This window comes from Streptomyces gottesmaniae, assembly GCF_031845845.1.
Lineage (GTDB): Bacteria > Actinomycetota > Actinomycetes > Streptomycetales > Streptomycetaceae > Streptomyces > Streptomyces akebiae.
On the sequence record NZ_JAVRFJ010000010.1, the window covers coordinates 158633 to 176277 of the forward strand.

Genomic DNA, 17645 nt, shown 5'->3' on the forward strand with positions numbered 1-17645 from the left:
ACGGCCGCCCGGGAGGCGTCCCCGATTGAAGGGCGTGGCCGCCGGCATCGGCGTCTTCGTCCTCTCTCCTCTCCTCCTCGCCGGCACGGCCATGCTGATGGCCACCAGCAGCGAGGCCGCCCAGACCACCTACTCGTCCTTCAGCTGCGTGGGCGACGTCGACACCGACACGGTCGTCGAGCAGGTCACCAAGATCCTCAACGGTGCGACTGCCAAGGACGTGCACGTCGAGGGCCTGTCCCTTCCCGAGGAGCAGATCCCCAACGCCCGCACGATCGTGGCGACCGGGCTCGGCCTCCACGTGCCGAAGAAGGGCCAGATCATCGCGCTCGCCACCGCGATGCAGGAATCCCGGCTACGCAACCTGAACTCTGGCGACCGCGACTCGCTGGGTCTGTTCCAGCAGCGGCCGAGCCAGGGATGGGGCACCGCTACGGAGATCCACGACCCCGTCTACGCGAGCGAGCAGTTCTACAAGCACCTGCTCGCGGTGGACGGTTGGCAGCAGCTGACCGTCGCCCAGGCCGCGCAGAAGGTCCAGCGCTCCGGTTACCCCGACGCCTACGCCGACTGGGAGGAGCTGGCGACCGCCCTCCAGAAGGCGATCGCCGCGACGTTCCCCGACGCCGACCAGGACACCAGCGAGACGAACACCACCTCCAGTACCGCGTCCTGTGCGGCGGCCGAGGACGGCTCCGGGTACGGCACCATCCCGGAAGGGTCGGTACCGAAGGGCTACTCGATCCCGAAGGACTCCGATCCGAAGGCGCGCAAGGCGATCGCTTGGGCGATGGCGCAGCTCGGCACGATGTATCAGTGGGGCGGCACCTGCACTGCGCCGCACGGCCCCGACCCGATGGGCCGCTGCGACTGCAGCTCGCTGACCCAGCAGGCGTACAAGCACGCTGGCATCCAGCTCACCCGCACCACGTATACGCAGGTCAACGAGGGCAAGGCTGTGTCCCCCAAGGCGCTCAAGCCCGGTGACCTGATCTTCTCCCGCGGCAGCGCCGCCCGCCCCGAACACGTCGGCATGTACATCGGCTCGGGACTCGCGATCGAGGCCCCCCGCACCGGAAAGCCTGTGCGGATCACGCCGCTCGCGGACTGGGACATCCTCGCCGCCCGCCGCGTCATCTGACCCCCGGTCGGGGCGCGGCAGCCCCGGCACACTCCCTGACCGGGATACCCCCTGTGCCTCTTCCGCACTCGCCTCGGACGGGCCCCGCAGGACCCGCCGTCCTGCCCACCCTCATTCCGCTGACAGCACGGAGCACCTACAACTTACGGAGCCTCATTGCACCTGCTCGAAACCGTGCAGTATCTGGCCTACGACCCCGGCATCACGCCCTCGGGCGGTGGCCTGCCCGGCCTCGCCGTGCTAAAGAACGTCGTCAACTCGATCAACCTGTTCGCGATCGTCGCCGTGGTCGGCGCGCTCGCCGTTTCCCTCGGCGTGTGGGCGTGGGGCCACCACACTGGCGGCCACCAGGCCGAGGCGAACGGCAAGAAGGGCGCGGTCGTCGCGGCGGGCGCCGCCCTTGGTCTCGGCGCCGCGAACGGGGTCGTGGCGTTCTTCTCCGCCCTGGGGTCGCAGGTCCACTGATGCCGAAACGATTCCCCTCCCTGTCCGGCTACGGCCTCGGCTGGTCGACCCGCCAGCGCATCACGGTCCTCGCGACCGGCTTCGCCGTCCTGCTGGCCCTCGCCGTCGTCGTCGCCCTGCTCACCGGCCGCACCACAGCCGGCGACAGCCAGGCCGCCGCTCCGTCCTCCGGGCCGAGCAGCAGTACCTCCGCGTCCGCCGGTCCGACGGCGTCGGCCGGGGCCGGTTCGGTGGCCAAGCCCCCGCAGCTGGCGGACCCGGTCGCCTTCGCGAAGGCCGTCGCGGCAACGCTGTGGTCGTACGACACCCGCACCACCAGCCGTGACCAGCAGCTCGCCGGGATGAGGGCGTGGCTGACGTCGGAGACGAAGTACGCCGACTGGTCTTCGATCGCCGAGCAGGTGCCGGATCCGGTGCTGTGGTCGCGGATGGCCGACGAGGACCAGTACGCCACCGCCACCGTCACGGAGGGCCACTACCCCTCAGCGTTCAAGCAGGCCCTGGCGGATGATCCGTCGGCGATCACGGAGGCGTACGTCTACGCCGTCACCGTCACCGGCACGCAGCAGATCGCCTGGAAGAAGGGCGGGGCCGGCGCCGAGGACCGCTCGGTCACCCTCGCGGTGCAGTGCCGCCCCAACGCGAACTGCTCGCTGGTCTCCATCGCCCCCCGCGTCGTGCCCTGACTCGCCCCCAGCCCACCTGAGAAAGGAGGGGATTCCCCCTTGGGCTTCTGCGACCTCCCTCTCGCGTCCCAGCTCTGTACCGTCGGTGACGCCGTGGATTTCGCCTCCGACCCGGGCACGGCCATCGGGAACTGGATGGCCAAGAGCGCGGGCGAACTCGCTGCAGCCGCAGCTGACTTGGCAGCCGAGGCGGTCAACACCACCACCAAGGTCGACTTGAACGCCGGGTGGTTCCGCGACAACTACGAGATGATCTTGCCGATCGGCTTGGTCGTCCTCGTCGCCACGTTCTGCGCCCAGCTCGTGCGCGCCGCGATCCGCCGCGACGGCCAGGCGCTCACCCAAGCATTCGCCGGCACCGCCACCGGCGTGCTGTTCGCGTTCACCGCGATCGCCTTCACCACCGTCGCCACCGAAGTCGTCGATGCATTGAGCGACGGACTCTTCAAGGCCGCCAACCTGGACATCGCCACGGCAGTGCGGCGGATCGTCAAGGTGGGGCAGATCGCCTCTCTGTCAGGCCTGGGCTGGCTCGTCACGGTCTTCGTCGGCATCGGTGCCGCGATCGGCGCCTTCCTCTATTGGTGCGTGATGATGGTCCGCAAGGTCGGCATCCTCGTCATGGTCACCCTCGCCGTCTTCGCCGGAGCCGGCGGCGGCTGGGAGGTCGCCCGGCGCTGGCGCAAGGGCTGGATCGAAGCCACCGCCACCCTCGTGGTGAGCAAGTTGCTGATGACTGTGATCTTCGTCCTGGGGATCGCCGCGATGGGTAAGACCGAGGCGAAGGACGGCATCGCCGCCCTTGCCGACGTGATGGCCGGCATCGTCATCCTGGCGCTGGTCCTGCTGTGCCCGTATGCCACGTTCAAGTTCGTGCACTGGGCCGCCTCCGAGGGCTCGGACGCCGAGACCCTGCACCGCTCCGGCGGAGCCGGTGCGCAGATGGCCCGTCAGCACGCCGAACGCGCCGGGCGCAAGGCCGCCGCCGCGGTCGCCACTGCCGGAAGTGGCGGTGCCGCGGCCGGAGCGGGCGCCGCTCCCCAGGGCCCGGACTCCGTGCCGGGTGGCTTCCCCGGCGACATCGCCGCGAACCCCACGCCGGACACCGGCAAGGAAGGCGGCAGCTCAAGCACGCCGTCGTCCGGGGATGAGGGGATCACGAGCGGTCTGGAGAAGGCCGTCCGGCCCCCGCCGACCAGCCCCGGTGACGACATCAGTGGTCAGGTCGGCGGTGGCCCCGGACAGGGTGGCGGTTCCGGAGCGCCCCCCAGCGGCGGCGGCGGCTTCATGTCGCAGCCCGGCGCAGGCACCTCAACACCGCCGCCGCAGGGCGCCCCGCCGGCACCGAACTCCGCCGGCACCTCCAGCGGAACCGGGGCACCGCCGCCTCCGCCCACCGGCCTGTGACCTTGCCCGACTCCGGGGCGGCACGCGCTGCGCATTCCTCGCCGCGCGCCGCCCCGGCCACCGCCCCGCGCACCATCGGAACGGCCCTTGTCTGATCTCACCGTCCAACCGCTCACCGTCAAATTCCCCCACCGGTCCAGGCGCGGCATCCTGCTCGGCCTCTCCCTGCCCCAACTCGTCCTCGTCTCCTGCGCGTTGGCTCTGCTGCTGGTCACGGTGATATCCACCGGGCTGCTCGGTGCCCTCGCCCTAACCCCGCTGTGGGCCGCGGTCGCCGCCCTGGTCGTCGTCCGCAGGCACGGCCGCTCGCTGATCGACTGGGCGCCGATCGTCCTGCGCTTCGCCCGGCGGCGGCGTACCGGCCAGAGCCTGTGGCTCGCCCGGCCTGTCACCCGTCCCCGCCAGGACGGCATCCTGCACCTGCCCGGCACCGCCGCCTCACTGCGCGTCGTCACGCCCGGCGATTCCGCCAACCAGGCCGCCGCCGTGCACGACCCTCACGGCCAGACCCTGACCGCCATCGCCCGCGTCTCCAGCAGGGCCTTCGCGCTCCTCGACCCGGCGAGTCAGAACCACAACGTCAGCAGCTGGGGGCGGGTCCTGGCGGGCATCGCCCGCACCGGACACGTCGCCACTGTGCAGGTCCTGGAGCGCACCGTGCCCGACAGCGGCGACACCCTCACCCGCTACTGGGCCCAGCAGGGCCACCCCGAAGCCCCGGTCGCCGGACAGGTCTACAGCGAACTTGTCGCCTCCGCCGGCCCGGCCGCTGCCCCGCACGAGGCGTACCTGGCGATCTCCCTCGACCTCAAGGCCGCCAAGCGCCTCATCAGTCAGGCCGGCGGCGGACTGCCCGGCGCCTTCACTGTGATGGAACAGACCACGTCCGCCATCGCCCAGGCCGCGCGCAGCGCCGGACTGATGGTGACCGGCTGGCTCAGCGCCCGCGAGATCGCCGCCGTCATCCGCACCGCCTACGACCCCAGGGCGCTGTCCGCGCTGCAACAGTGGTCCAACTCCGGCCGGGCCGAAGCCGACCCGGCAGCCGCCGGGCCCGTGGTCCAGGTCGAGGAGTACGACCGGCTCGCCACCGACTCCGCCCGGCACGCCACCTACTGGGTCGAGGACTGGCCCCGCACCGAAACGAGCGCGGGCTTCCTGCACGGCCTGATGTTCACCGCCGGGGTCCGGCGCACCCTCTCCCTGATATACGTGCCGCAGGGACTCGAGTCCGCGATGCGCGACGTGCAGCGCAAGAAGGCGGCGATCATCGCCGACGCCAACGAACGCTCACGTCGCGGGCAGGTCGACTCCGAAGCCGACTCCGTCGAATACGCGGATGTCAAGGTCCGCGAGCGCCAGTTGATCGCCGGACACGCCGACGTGTCGCTGACCGGGCTGCTCACCGTCTCCGCGGAGACCGACGCCCTGCTCGACGCCGCGTGCGCGCAGATCGAGACCGCCGCCGTCACCGCCCAGGTCGATCTGCGACGGCTCAACTTCCAGCAGCCCGACGCCTTCACGCTCGGCGCCCTCCCCCTCGCCCGCACGGCCCTGTAGCCCCACTCCGGCACCAGCCGACGTCCTGCCCCATGGCAGGAAGGAACTCTCCCCCTTTGACCTCTGCCATCCCCGTCGGTGACGCGTACCCGTACCTGCGGGCCGCCAGCGCCGGTATCCGCCACCACGCCCGCGCCCTCACCCCACGCACCCAGCACACCGCTTCACCCGCGGATCGCGTGCACCTCGACGTACTGCACGCCCATCTGACCGCACTGCACCACCTGCTCGACCAGCTCGCCGAATCCACCCGTCCGCCGCATCCCGCCGCCGGCCGCCATCTCGCCACCGCGCACACCCGGCTGTGGCAGTCCGCCGCCGCGGTGCACGACGCCTTCCACCTCCTGCCCGCCGCGGACGAGACCCCGACGGACACGGAATGCCACCCAGAGCGGCTGCCCGAGGGGCCACCCGTCCTGACCATCTGCCAGCGCCACCTCGCCGCAGGTCACGTCGTCCGCCGCAAGACCACACCCAGCGACCTGAACACCCCGCTGCACGGCCACACCACCACCTGCAGTCAGTAACCCCCGCACCCCCGAAAGGCCCTGAATGCGCAACCTGAAGCGCTCCACCTCCGCCGCCGTCGCCCTCGCCGCGCTCGCCGGCACCGCCGCCCTGGCCACGGCCACTCCGGCATCCGCCGCCAGCTACCACTGCAAGACCAGCAGCCACAGCGTCGACGACCCGAGCTATAACGGCCCCGACTCCGACAACTGGGACTTCGACGTGACGCTGTGCGCCATGCGATCCGGCGGCTACATCTACACCACCGCCACCGTGTACTGGGACGGCCCGTACACGGCCAAGAACCGCAGCACCTACACCTTCAACAACGCCAAGTTCCAGCTCCAGACCAAGCGGAGCGTCAGCGGCACGGACCCGGTCGTGAAGTCCGGCGCCTACACCGGCCTGGAGCACGCGCTCGAACACAGCAGCGGCAACGGCAACGGCTCCTACTCGACCGGAACCCTCAAGTCCAAGGCGGGCTCCGGCCGTTACCTCGCCGACGGCTACATCCAAGCTGGACTGGTCGGGCGACGGCAAGAGCTATCGCAGCCCGATTCTGTTCACCGCTTCGCCGGTCGTCTGACCCCGCGCCGCGTCCAGACCGCCGTCACGTGAAAGCCGCCCCGTCATGAGCCACCGGCCTGCGCGCCGCGCCCGCCGCGCCAGCGCCAGCCCCCTGTTCACCCCGCACGGCACCGATCGCGCGTCCCGCAAGGCTGCCCGCCGGCAGCTTGCCGAGGCCGCCGCGAAGGCCCGCCTCGAAGCAGCCGCCCACACCAGCGGCGCTGGCGTAGCAGAACAGGAGATGCCGGCCCCCCTCTTCCCACCCGCCGGGCGACCCGGCCCCGCGTCCTCCCGCAACAACAGGCTCAAGCTGCCCGCCCACCGCATGACCACCGCCACCGCGAGCGGGGCGTACCCGTTTCTCGCCGAAGGCGGCCTCGGCGCCGAGGGCATCTACATCGGCCGCGACGTCCACGCCGAAGCCAGTTTCTGCTTCGACCCGTTCGCGCTGTACGGCAAGGTCGAGGGCTTCACCAACCCCAACGTGCTCCTTGCCGGGGTGATCGGGCAGGGCAAGTCGGCGCTGGCCAAGTCCTTCGCGTTGAGGTCGATCGCCTTCGGGTACCGGGTCTACGTCCCGTGTGATCCGAAGGGGGAATGGACGCCCGTGGCGCAGGCGCTGGGCGGTACCTCCATCGCGCTCGGGCCGGGCCTGCCCGGAAAGCTGAACCCTCTGGACGCGGCACCGCGGCCCAACAGCGTCTCCGAGGCCGACTGGGCGGGCGAGATCCGCAAGCGCCGCCTGCTGCTGCTCGGCTCGCTGGCCCGCACCGTGCTCGGGCGGGACCTGCTGCCGATGGAGCACACCGGCCTCGACGTCGCGCTGGATGCCGTCGTCACCCGCGCCGCCGCCACCGGTCGCACCCCGCTGCTCGGCGACATCGCCGCCACCCTCAACAACCCAGACGAACTCGACGTGGCCGGCGGCATCATGTCCGGCCGCCTCGGCGACGCCTCCCGCGACCTGGCCCACGCCATGCGCAGGCTGGTCCACGGCGACCTCGCCGGGATGTTCGACGCCCCGAGCACGGTGGCCTTCGATCCCAACTCGCCGATGCTCACCATCGACCTGTCCCGCCTGGGCGGATCCGGCGACGACACCGCCTTGGTCTTGGCGATGACCTGCGCGTCCGCGTGGATGGAATCCGCACTGTCCGACCCGAACGGCGGCCGGCGCTGGATCGTCTACGACGAAGCCTGGCGCCTGATGCGCCACCCCGGCCTCCTGCAGCGCATGCAGTCCCAGTGGAAGCTGAGCCGCGGACTCGGCATCGCGAACCTGATGGTGATCCACCGGCTGTCCGACCTGCTCACCGCGGGCGACGCCGGATCCCGCGGCCGAGCCCTGGCCGAAGGTCTGCTCGCCGACTGCTCCACCCGCATCGTCTACCGACAGGAGACCGACCAACTCCATGCCGCAGCAGCCCTGCTGGGCCTGACCTCGGTGGAGACCGACGCGATCTCCCACCTCAACCGGGGCCGCGGCTTGTGGAAGGTCGCGGGGCGCAGCTTCATCGTGCAGCACCTCCTGCACCCCCACGAACTGGCGCTCTTCGACACCGACGCCCGCATGCACTGAGACCCCGCTCACCTCGCGTTTCGACGACCGACAGGAGCCTTCCCATGTCCGCCTTCACCCCACGCCGACGTCACCGGGCCGCGGTTTCCGGCTCCGCCCTCCTGGCAGCCACCGCCCTGGTAGCCGGATGCGGCACCACCACCGAGGCCACTGACACCACCTCCGTCAGCGTCTCCCCGGCACCTCGCACCCCAACGCCGGCCGCCACGCACACGGTTCACGGGCTGGACGGCACGTGGCGGCCGATCAACTCCGACAGCCCCATCGCCTCGCTGACCATTTCCGGAACCGCCGTCACCACGACCGGCACCCTTGCCTGCCCCGGCACTCTCGCCCAGACCCCCACGGAACCACCCGTGCTCACCCTGCACTGCACGACACCGGACTCGGACCGCGCCCGGGGCACACTCAAGCTCAAGCCGGACGGATCCGCGCTGGTCATCAACTGGGACGGCCCCCAGTGGGGCGGCGTACTCGACAGCCTGCGCCGCGTCTGACCACATACCCGCCGCAGAGAACCCTAGGAGCCCATGCCCCCGACTCGCACCGACCTGTCCGCCTTCGCCGCCGCGCTCGCCGAACGCCTGCCCGGCACCTGGACGAGCGAGTACCACCGCCACCCCACCTACCAGGACCAGTTCCCCACCATCGAACGGCTCTGGGACGCCGGCCACGTCGACTACATCGTCAGCCAGTACGTCCTCGGCCATGACGCCGTCCTGAACGGCCCCGATGGAGGGCAGCTCTACGTCACCGACCGGCCCCTGTACCGCCACCAGTTCGTGGTGGCCCCACTGGAGCCCGAGGGCTTCAAGACCCACCAGATTTCCCCGGTACGTGAGCCGAACGGCATCGCCGTCCCCAACGATCCGGCCCGCGCCGCCGCCGCAGTCACCCGACGCCTGCTGCCCCGCTACTGGGCGGCTCTGGACGCGGTCCGGCGCAACGCCTTCGGCCAGCCCGAGCCGCCGCACCGACAGCCCGCGCCCGACGTCGCCCAGACTCTCACGCTGGTCTGGTACCCGGACGGCGTGCTGGGGGCACCGTACGACTCGGTTCCCGAAGAGGCACGCATGACGCTATTCGGCTGCAACTTCCAGTACAGCCCGAATGAGTTCGCCTTCGTGCTGCCGGCCTCCTACGGCCCCAAGGAGCGCGCCCTGCTGGTCCAGCTCGCCGCCCAGCGGCTCACACTCCAGGGCATCGGGGTCAACTTCCGCCGCGCCGCTCCCCTCCCGCCTCCCACTGCGGCATCAGCAGGCGCGAGCAAGATGCTGCCAATGGTGTCCTCCTCCCCGAAATCCACTTCCCGCCGGTAGAACCCGGTCCCCGCATCAAGGAGTTGCCACTGTCCGATCCCGACCAGCGGATGCTGCTGCACGACGTGGCCGACCGGCTCAACACCGTTGCCGACCACCTTCCGCTCCCCGACCAGGTCCGCCCGGATCCGGCACTGAGCGAGATCCTGGACGACGAAGTCCGTCACCTGGCCCGCGTGCTGGGATTCCTGGCCGGCGAGAGCGCCTTCCGCCATCGCGCCGCCGCCCGCTCCCCGGTCCGGCCCACGACCACGGTGCGCCGCACGACCCTCGCGCTCGCGAGCGCCGCCGAACCCACCGGGCTCGCGCTCGCCGCCCTCAGCGCCGCAGTTCATCACCTCGGCCATCTCGCCGACCTCGGTCACCAGGCCCCTGGCCCCGCCCGCGACCGGGCGATCACCACCGAGCACCAACGGCTCGAAGACCGCCTCGGCGACAGCCGCATCTACCTCGCCCGCGCCGCGAAACACCTGCGCGCCGCTGCCGACACCCGCACACCACCGGCCGCGCCCGCCGTACCCACCGCGTCGACCACCACAACCCCATCCCGCTCCCGCTGATCCCCTCCCCGGAGCGCCCTCATCCCCGCACACTGCCGGCCCACGCATGGAGCCAGGTTCGCGGGCAGCTCGGCCTCGCCGTCCTGCCCGCGATCGAAACGTGGCTCGCCGACAGCGAAGCGTTCGAGCGCCAGGCCCGCGCCGCCGTACCGGGCGGGCTGGCCGCGCTGTCCGCGCCCAGCCCGCGACTGCTCACCGCCCGCCCCGCGTCGCTGCCCGCCCCGCGCTCCGCGGCAGCGCACCGCTGACCGCTCAAAGAAGGGATTCGCCTCTGTCTGACCACTTCCGCTTCGGCGCCCATCCCGACCACGGCTTCGTGGCCGCCGCCACCGCGAACATCCCCGCGCACCTGGCCGACTGGTTCCTGGTCCGTGAACAGTTCGAGCCGGTCCCCGAGACCCCGGGCCTGTACCGGCTCACCCACCCCCAGCAGGATGGGGTCCGCCGTACCCGCCAGGCCGTCCTCGACCTTCGCCGACACGGCTACGAGGTGCAGGCCGACTACCCCCTCGACCCCGCCCTCACCGCCGGCCCACCGCAACCGGCCGTGCGCAACAAGCTGATGGAGCGACGCAATCCCATCGCGCAGGCAGCGGCCACCCGCTCCCCGCAAAGGCTCACCGCCCCGACAGCCACCCTCCCTGAGTTTGTGCCGCAGACCGCCGCTGTGCCCGTGGGCGACCGAGCACAGACCGCCCCAAAGGGGCGGAGCCGATGAGCGACGAAGCGATCCACATCACCCGCGGCCTGGGCGGCGAAGTCGAAGTCGATGGCCCGGTCGATGCCTTCGCCGCGCGCGTCCTGGCCCGTGCCGGATTCGACACCTATCCCACGCTGCGCGGCGTGTGGATCCGGTTGCCGTTCGACCTGGGCCACACCTGGGAGAACGAACACGCCACCTGTGCTGCGGAGATGCTCACCGCCGCCCTCTACAGCGTCGACCTCGACCCTGACCTGTGCCCCACTCCGGCCGCAGTCTCCGCACCGCCGACGCTACGCCGCACGAAGACCGCCATGACCGCGCAGCCCTCGCCCGCCGGCACCCCGCAGCGGCCACGACGCTGACCCAGCGTCCCAAAACGAAAGCCCGCTGCCCTGACGCCCTCCGCCGAGATCACCCTGCACCTCGCCGCCTGCAACACGATCGTCGCGCTCCCAGCGGGGAGCGGCACCGGTGGGCCACCACCGCCCTGGAACTGGCGGGGTTCACCCGGCACCAGGACAAGGTCCACCGGCTGGGCCTCGACAACCACTCCCGAGCACACGAGGCGCTCACCCAGCTCCACCACACGGCCCGAGACTGCCAGACCAAGGTCATCACCAGTTACCGAACTCCTCCTGGCCGAACGCCCGTGGGACGGCCAGCACGTGGTCGCCACCCTGCTTCCCTCCGCTGACCACCTCCACGTGATCGGCGCAGGGCCACGCGCTGTCGCCGCCCCCACCGCCCATGCAGTCGCCGCAGAGGTGCGCTCACGCCTCCTGCCGGAATTCGAGCAACTGGTGAACCTCGCGCGGCTGCGCGAAATGCAGGAAGACCTCGACTGGTTGCGGGACGACGTCGAGCCCGGCACCGTGCCTTACCCGTACCCCGCGCCCCTGGACGCCGCGTTGGAGCCTTTCGTCATCCACGCGCCCTACCTGATCCCCGGCAGTCGTCGCGCCGGCGCCAAGCCCCTGGCCGCGCAGGATGCGAAGGTTCTCGACCGCTTCGAGACGCTCCTCGCCTCCCTGACGCAGTCCAGCGACGGCGCCGGAAGCGCGGGCTCGAACCGGGCGGCACCGATGAGGCCATGGCGGTGTGGCTCGAGTCCGGCGAGGCCCTGATCGCGGTGGTCCGCAGCGCCACCGTCGCTTCGTCCCAGGAACCCTCCCGCCCCACCGTCTCGACCAGCACGCCGCCGAAACCGCCGCCACCGGGCGGACCCGCTGACCGTCCACCACTGCCGCCTTGCCGAGGCCACTGCCCGGGGTGCCAGCACCCCGCCCAGGTCGCGCCGAACACCCGGAACACACCGAAACACCCCTGACAATAAGGAGATTCACCCTCATATGGCCGTCCGAACAACGTGGAGCATCGCCCACAGCTGTGGACACGAAATCTCGCATGATCTTTCCAACCGCCCCGCCGACCGGCGGGCCGGATTCGCCCGCTGGCTGGAGGGGCGCGACTGCTCTGTTAACTGCACCATCTTCGCCTCGTTGGTCACGGCATAACAGGCCGCCATCAAGGAGCAAGTGATGGGTGTACGCGATGAGTTGCTGGAGGGCCGCGGGGCCATCCCTCGCCTTGGACGAGTGGTGGAGGTGAACCGGGCACATCCGCCGTACGCGATGCTCGATGCGACGGGGGCCGAGGTCGAGCCGGTCACCGCGTTTCTGCGGGACCTGGCGCTTGGGGATTCCAGCCCGCTGACCTGCCGCAGCTACGGCTACGGGATGCTGCGGTGGTTCCGCCTGCTGTGGTTGCTGGGCACCGGGTGGGAGCGGGCGACGGAGTCGGAGGTCGCGGTGCTGACGGGTTGGCTGCGCTCGGCCGCCAACCCGCAGCGTCAGCGGCACCGGGCCGATGCTCCGGTGGCCGGGACGGTCAATCTCCGCACGGGCAAGGCATCCCTGTGCGCCGGGTACGCGCCGCGCACCATCAACCACGCTCTGACGGTGATCAGTGGGTTCTACGAGTTCCACGCCCATCACGGCCGCGGCCCGGTCGTCAACCCGGTACCGCACTCGGCTCAGCGGCGCCGCGCGCTGGGCCACCGCAGTCCGCTGGAACCTACGCCGGTGGTGGGCCGGGCCCGGCTGCGGCAGCGCGTGTCCGACCGGTCGCCGCGGTCGATTCCCGACCGGCTGTGGGACGAACTGTTCACCGCGATGAACTGCGACCGGGACCGGGCACTGCTGGAGATCTTCGTCTCCAGCGGTGCACGCGCCAAGGAACTCCTCGGCATCACCGTCGGCGACATCGACTGGTCCGGCCAGCGGATCTATGTGATCACCAAGGGCACCCGGGCCAGGGAAGCGGTTCCGGTCTCCCCGCAGGGCCTGTTCCGCCTGGCCCTCTACCTCGACGCGGCCGGCACACCCGCCGATGGCGGACCCCTCTGGAGGGCCCGCCGAGGCCCCGACCGTCCGCTGACCTACTGGGCCATGCGCCGTGTCATGCAGCGGGCGAACACCCTGCTGGGAACGAACTGGTCCCTGCACGATCTACGGCACACCGCCGCCTACCGCATGGCCAATGGCGGGAAACTCACGCTCCCCGAGGTCCAGACGATCATGCGGCACGCCGACATCCAGACCACCAACCGCTATCTGGCCGTCCACATCGAGGAACTCTTCGACAAACTCGCCGAGCACTACGCCACGCCCCGACCGGCCCGGCACTACCCCGCGGGCTACGCCGCAGCGGACATCGAGGCGGTGTTCGGTGCCTGACCTCGCCCGTCCCACCACCGGAGTCAGCCGCCGCCACACCCACACCGGCGACGAGCCGGCCTTCGCCTCCAGCCGGATCGAGGCCCGACCGGCCTCGGCGACCACCGTGCCGCGCCCCTTCGGGGATCTGTCCGCCGCCACGCCGCTGCTCATCGGCCAGCTCGCGCACGACGCCTCGCCGGCAGCCTCCGCTCGGACCGCCGAACAGCACCGGGCCTCCACCCGGCGCGTCCTGGCCTACTTGGGCGGGTTCGGGGGCAGCACCTGGCAACAGCGCTGGGATGCCAGCCCGCTGGGCCGCGGCGAGATCACCGCCGCTGACCTGGGCACCAACCGGACCGGGCAGAAGTACAGCGTCGGCGTCAGGGCTCTGTTCTGCCTCCGCGTCGTCCAGCCGACGCTGTTGGTGATGAAGAAGCACAACTTCAACGGATTCCCCGACCAGTTCATCGCTGCCCAGAACGACGCCCTGCTGGAGAAGTACGCCGCCCAGGTCGCTCACCATGACTTCTCCTGGCCCCACAAACGCGAAGCGCTCTTCGACGTGTGCTGCCTGCTCGCGGTCCAGGACATCGGCTTCGCCGACCTCACGCCGGCGGCCCTGCTCCACCACGCCCACGCCTCACGCACGGCGAAGGCTGCTCTGCGGCCCGGCAAGAAGGATGCCAACGTGTTCGCCGGGCATGCTGCCTGGAACGTCCTGCACGCCATGGGCCACTTCGCACCCAGCACACCCGCCACCCTGCGTCAGGCCCTGCACCGCGGCCAGCTCACGCTCGAGGAACTCGTCGACCGCCACACCATCCGCAACCAGAGCGTCCGCCGGCTCCTGCTCGACTACTTCCACCGCCGCAAGTCCGACACCGACTACGCCTCCCTGGTCCACCTCGTCCGCCACGTCGCCCACCACTTCTGGGCCCGCATCGAAGAGATCAACCCCGGGCAAGCCGATCTGCACATTCCGGCCGACCTCTACAGCGCCTGGCGCCGGCAGATCGGCGTCCGCCACGACGGCAAGCCCCGTATCGGTGTCGACACCATCGTCATCGCCGTCCGCAGCTTCTACTACGACCTGCACACCTGGGCCGCCGACGAACCCGAACGCTGGGCTCCCTGGGTCGCCTCATGCCCTGTCCCGCCCAGCGAACTACGCGGACTGGCCAAGCGCCGCCGCCGGATCAACGAGCGGTCCGCCGACCGAACCCGTCTGCGCCAACCACTCCTACCGCTCCTCGTCCGACACGTCGAGGAGCGCTACGACCACACCCGCACCCTCCTGGAACACGCCTCAACAGCCGCCACCGACACGCCCTTCGCCCACGGAGGCCGCACCTACCGCCGCGTCCTGACCGAGGAAGACCGCACACTCGCCCGCGGCGGCCACCGCACACCCGTCCGCGTCCGGGACGACACCGGGCAGCTGGTGCACATCGAAGCAGAGGAAGAGACAGCCTTCTGGGACTGGGCCACGGTCGAAACCCTGCGTCACTCAGGCGCCCGCATCGAGGAGATGTGCGAGGTCAGTCACCTCAGCATCCGCCACTACCAGCGCAACAACGGCGAGATGGTCGCCCTCCTGGTCATCAGCCCGTCCAAGACCGACCGCGAGCGCGTCATCCCGATGTCCGCCGAACTGTTCCACGTCATCGCGTCCGTCATCCGACGCCACACCCGCGACGGCAGCCCGGTCCCGGTCCTGCGGCGCTTCGACCCTCACGACAAGGTCTGGAGCCCGCCGATGCCGTTCCTGTTCCAGCGCAAGATCGGGTCCACCCGCAGCGTGATCAGTCCCGTGACCGTCATCAACATGCTCGCACGACGCTGCACGGACCTCGCCGAACGCCATCCCGCGTTCCGCTCGGTCAAGTTCACCCCGCACGACTTCCGCCGCATCTTCACCACCGAACTCGTCAACAGCGGACTGCCCATCCACATCGGCGCCATGCTGCTCGGCCACCTCAACATCCAGACCACCCGCGGTTACGTCGCCGTGTTCGACGAAGACGTCATCCGCCATTACCTCGCCCATCTCAACGAACGTCGCCAGCTCCGCCCCGACGACGAATACCGCGACGTCACCAGCGACGAGTGGGACGAGTTCGAAGAGCACTTCGACAAGCGCAAGGTCGAACTCGGCGCATGCGGACGCCCTTACGGCACCCCCTGCCAGCATGAGCACGCGTGCATCCGGTGTCCGATGCTCCAGGTCAGCCCGAAGATGATCAGCCGGCTTGACGACCTGGAAGCCGACCTCATCACCCGCAGAGCCCGCGCCCAAGCCGAGGGCTGGGCCGGTGAGCTCGAAGGACTCGACCTCACCCTCCAGCTCCTCCGCGCCAAGCGCGACGACACTCAACGCCGAACCCAACGCCCCACCGTCGACCTCGGGATCCCCACCCCACGCACCGCAGGAGCCTCATGACCACATCGATGCGATCACACGCGAGGCGGTCCGGCGTCGACGACCGCCATCGACAACTCCAGCGGGTCGAAGTGGATCAGCGACTCCAGCCACCAGGTCATGCCAGCCTGGGCGAGTCCCGTGAGATCAACGTTCTTGTCTTCCTGCCATGCGGGACTTGCGTTGCCGCGCACGGCGATGTCGAACGGCCGGTCGGCCGGCAGCCCGGAGCGCTGCAACTCCTGGCGGATGCCAGCGACTTCCTCGGGGATCAGCTCGTGGTCTTCCGGGTTGGGGAAGATCCCGTCGCAGCTGGCGGCACGGCTGATCACCCGCGGGTTGTTGCTGGAACTGGCCATCCAGACCGGAATGCGGTGCGGCTCCGGCTCCGTGGCCGCCAAGTGCACCTGATAATGCGAGCCGCTGTGCTGGATGGCCTTGCCGGCCCACATCGCCCGCATCAATTCAAGCCCCTCGGTCAGCATCGACGAGCGGGTCGCCAGTTCAGCGGGCTCCCCAAAGCTGCTGAAATCACCGGACTCGTCGACCCCCACTCCGGTGCCGACGACAAGCCGTCCCTGGGAGAGCCTGCTGACCGTGGACGCGTGCCGGGCGACCATCCAGGGCCGACGCCGGGCCAGCGGCGTGACGGTCGGGCCAAGCAGCAGATTCTCCGTGGCCTGCGCGATCGCGGCCAACGTGGTCCAGGGATCAGCAATCGGCATCGCATCGGTGACCACGTGATCCCACAGAAACACACCGTCCCACCCAGCAGCCTCCGCTCGCACCGCCAGTTCGACAAGGACGTTGGGGTCGCCGAACGGGCCGAACGGCGGAAGGTAAATGCCAAAGCGCAAGTTCTCGTTCACGAGGGGCCTTCTCCAGAGCCGAGTACTGGGACCAGGGCGGATCAGATGTCCATCCACCCCGTTCAGTCTGGCGGGCCCATTTCACGGCGTGTGAATTGGGTCACCGGTCAGCGAGACCGGCGTGACGGTGCCGCCTCAACAACGGAGCATGCACTGCGCCGCACACCCCTACCCGCCCATCCGAGTGAAGTGCAGATAAGCACCGACTGCTGGAAGGCCGCCCGCGACGAGGACGGCGCCGGCAAGGAGGAGTGGCTGGCCGCCAGGCGCGCGGAGGAACAGCAGGCCGCCAGCGAGTGGGCCGAGAGGTTCGACATGCCGCCGCTCGAAGGACCCGAGAAGGCTCTCGCCTGGGGTGAGCGCTCCCGCCACCAGCTCGTCACGACTGCGTACAGCGCGCTGGTGACCGAGGGCAGCTGGGACGAGGCCGACTGGGCTGTTCTGGAGGACACGATCCGCACCGTCACCCGCGTTGGGTGGTGGATCGATCAGCGTGACGCAGAGGGCACTGACCTGCCCGAACTCCTGGACGCGGCCACCAGCGACGACACCGGAACCGAGAATCCGTTCCGGTAGACGCAGGGTCTTATACCCGACGATCACCGGTTACCGAACCCGGGGATCGTCCGGATCCTTGTTCCTCCCACCGCCTCCCCTGCGCGTGATTGTGGAAGGAACCCCTGCTGTGCCCGACGCCGTTTTCCGCCAGCCGCATGCCCCAGGTGACGTCGTCACCCCCGAACGGGACATCACCCACCAGCACTTCCGGCCCGGCGACCAGGTCGTCATCCTCAAGGGCACCTCCGGCAGTGAGCTGTGGGGAGACGCCTACAAGGTCGTCACGCCCTCGTGGCACACGCCGACCGACGAGGACGGGTGGCGGCTGTACGACCCGGCCGGCGGCGAGCACACGTACCTCACCGCTCACCCGCGCTACCTCGTCCATCTCTCCAGCCGCTGCCCGGACTGCCTCATCTACCAGCAGGCGCTGCGTACTTACCTCGTCCCACGCCTGGCCGGCGCCGAACAGGACGTCGACTGCGGCTGGTACTCGGTCAACCACCTCAATCAGGTGGTGCACGTCGCCGACGCCCGAGGCGGGCGATGACCCCCAGCCCAGCGTTAACAACGCTCGTGATCAAACAC

General features: G+C 70.2%; 18 protein-coding genes and 1 pseudogene. 18 read left to right on the plus strand and 1 reads right to left on the minus strand.

Annotated features, from left to right (window positions below):
• The first annotated feature begins 25 nt into the window (after window positions 1-25).
• The 16 genes and pseudogenes from RM704_RS14065 to RM704_RS14140 all read left to right on the plus strand — a co-directional run bounded on the left by RM704_RS14065 (window position 26) and on the right by RM704_RS14140 (window position 15651).
• Window positions 26-1141: a C40 family peptidase gene (locus RM704_RS14065; protein WP_033530973.1), complete on the plus strand. Its 1116-nt coding sequence runs from the start codon at window positions 26-28 to the stop codon at window positions 1139-1141.
• 156 nt (window positions 1142-1297) lie between these two features.
• On the plus strand, window positions 1298-1606 hold the full coding sequence (locus RM704_RS14070; protein ID WP_033530972.1) for a DUF6112 family protein: 309 nt from the start codon (window positions 1298-1300) through the stop codon (window positions 1604-1606).
• Complete coding sequence (locus RM704_RS14075) at window positions 1606-2292, plus strand: hypothetical protein (protein WP_033530971.1); 687 nt, start codon at window positions 1606-1608, stop codon at window positions 2290-2292. Before RM704_RS14070 ends, RM704_RS14075 begins: the two co-directional genes overlap by 1 nt.
• A gap of 39 nt (window positions 2293-2331) precedes the next feature.
• Window positions 2332-3699 (plus strand): SCO6881 family protein, encoded by a 1368-nt coding sequence (locus RM704_RS14080; protein ID WP_033530970.1) that lies wholly within the window; start codon window positions 2332-2334, stop codon window positions 3697-3699.
• A gap of 87 nt (window positions 3700-3786) precedes the next feature.
• Window positions 3787-5259, plus strand: a complete 1473-nt coding sequence (locus RM704_RS14085) for an SCO6880 family protein (protein ID WP_033530969.1) — start codon at window positions 3787-3789, stop codon at window positions 5257-5259.
• A 56-nt stretch (window positions 5260-5315) separates the two neighbouring features.
• Window positions 5316-5786 carry a DUF6238 family protein gene (locus RM704_RS14090; protein WP_033530968.1) on the plus strand — a complete coding sequence of 157 codons (471 nt, stop codon included), beginning with the start codon at window positions 5316-5318 and terminating at the stop codon, window positions 5784-5786.
• A 25-nt stretch (window positions 5787-5811) separates the two neighbouring features.
• Window positions 5812-6352: pseudogene (locus RM704_RS14095) on the plus strand (hypothetical protein).
• A 45-nt stretch (window positions 6353-6397) separates the two neighbouring features.
• A complete protein-coding gene (locus RM704_RS14100; RefSeq protein ID WP_033530967.1) occupies window positions 6398-7912 on the plus strand; it encodes a putative type IV secretion/conjugal transfer ATPase in 1515 nt (504 codons plus the stop codon).
• A gap of 44 nt (window positions 7913-7956) precedes the next feature.
• Window positions 7957-8409, plus strand: a complete 453-nt coding sequence (locus RM704_RS14105) for a hypothetical protein (RefSeq protein WP_033530966.1) — start codon at window positions 7957-7959, stop codon at window positions 8407-8409.
• Between the two features lie 33 nt (window positions 8410-8442).
• Complete coding sequence (locus RM704_RS14110; RefSeq protein WP_033530965.1) at window positions 8443-9231, plus strand: hypothetical protein; 789 nt, start codon at window positions 8443-8445, stop codon at window positions 9229-9231.
• 23 nt (window positions 9232-9254) lie between these two features.
• Window positions 9255-9791: a hypothetical protein gene (locus RM704_RS14115; protein ID WP_311590585.1), complete on the plus strand. Its 537-nt coding sequence runs from the start codon at window positions 9255-9257 to the stop codon at window positions 9789-9791.
• A gap of 316 nt (window positions 9792-10107) precedes the next feature.
• Complete coding sequence (locus RM704_RS14120) at window positions 10108-10509, plus strand: hypothetical protein (protein WP_052146405.1); 402 nt, start codon at window positions 10108-10110, stop codon at window positions 10507-10509.
• Window positions 10506-10856 carry a hypothetical protein gene (locus RM704_RS14125; protein ID WP_033530963.1) on the plus strand — a complete coding sequence of 117 codons (351 nt, stop codon included), beginning with the start codon at window positions 10506-10508 and terminating at the stop codon, window positions 10854-10856. The genes RM704_RS14120 and RM704_RS14125 overlap by 4 nt, the downstream gene beginning before the upstream one ends.
• Window positions 10857-11159: 303 nt before the next feature.
• Window positions 11160-11618, plus strand: coding sequence for a hypothetical protein (locus RM704_RS14130; RefSeq protein ID WP_157856792.1), 459 nt, complete (start codon window positions 11160-11162; stop codon window positions 11616-11618).
• Between the two features lie 414 nt (window positions 11619-12032).
• Window positions 12033-13229 carry a tyrosine-type recombinase/integrase gene (locus RM704_RS14135; RefSeq protein ID WP_052146404.1) on the plus strand — a complete coding sequence of 399 codons (1197 nt, stop codon included), beginning with the start codon at window positions 12033-12035 and terminating at the stop codon, window positions 13227-13229.
• Window positions 13222-15651, plus strand: a complete 2430-nt coding sequence (locus RM704_RS14140; protein ID WP_033530960.1) for a tyrosine-type recombinase/integrase — start codon at window positions 13222-13224, stop codon at window positions 15649-15651. Before RM704_RS14135 ends, RM704_RS14140 begins: the two co-directional genes overlap by 8 nt.
• A gap of 14 nt (window positions 15652-15665) precedes the next feature.
• Here RM704_RS14140 and RM704_RS14145 read toward each other — a convergent pair whose 3' ends face one another.
• Window positions 15666-16499 (minus strand): LLM class flavin-dependent oxidoreductase, encoded by an 834-nt coding sequence (locus RM704_RS14145; protein WP_033530959.1) that lies wholly within the window; start codon window positions 16497-16499, stop codon window positions 15666-15668.
• 189 nt (window positions 16500-16688) lie between these two features.
• Between RM704_RS14145 and RM704_RS14150 the strand changes: the two genes are divergently transcribed.
• Together RM704_RS14150 and RM704_RS14155 are read left to right on the plus strand one after the other, a co-directional pair.
• On the plus strand, window positions 16689-17075 hold the full coding sequence (locus tag RM704_RS14150; protein WP_311590586.1) for a hypothetical protein: 387 nt from the start codon (window positions 16689-16691) through the stop codon (window positions 17073-17075).
• 109 nt (window positions 17076-17184) lie between these two features.
• Window positions 17185-17607, plus strand: coding sequence for a hypothetical protein (locus tag RM704_RS14155; RefSeq protein ID WP_033530958.1), 423 nt, complete (start codon window positions 17185-17187; stop codon window positions 17605-17607).
• The last annotated feature ends 38 nt before the right edge of the window (window positions 17608-17645 follow it).

What these genes read in the sequence shown, in the direction of transcription:
- RM704_RS14075 (WP_033530971.1), top strand. Translation starts at nt 1,606, where the DNA reads ATGCCGAAACGATTCCCCTCCCTGTCCGGCTACGGCCTCGGCTGGTCG.
- RM704_RS14100 (WP_033530967.1), top strand. Translation starts at nt 6,398, where the DNA reads ATGAGCCACCGGCCTGCGCGCCGCGCCCGCCGCGCCAGCGCCAGCCCC.
- RM704_RS14105 (WP_033530966.1), top strand. Translation starts at nt 7,957, where the DNA reads ATGTCCGCCTTCACCCCACGCCGACGTCACCGGGCCGCGGTTTCCGGC.
- RM704_RS14110 (WP_033530965.1), top strand. Translation starts at nt 8,443, where the DNA reads ATGCCCCCGACTCGCACCGACCTGTCCGCCTTCGCCGCCGCGCTCGCC.
- RM704_RS14125 (WP_033530963.1), top strand. Translation starts at nt 10,506, where the DNA reads ATGAGCGACGAAGCGATCCACATCACCCGCGGCCTGGGCGGCGAAGTC.
- RM704_RS14135 (WP_052146404.1), top strand. Translation starts at nt 12,033, where the DNA reads ATGGGTGTACGCGATGAGTTGCTGGAGGGCCGCGGGGCCATCCCTCGC.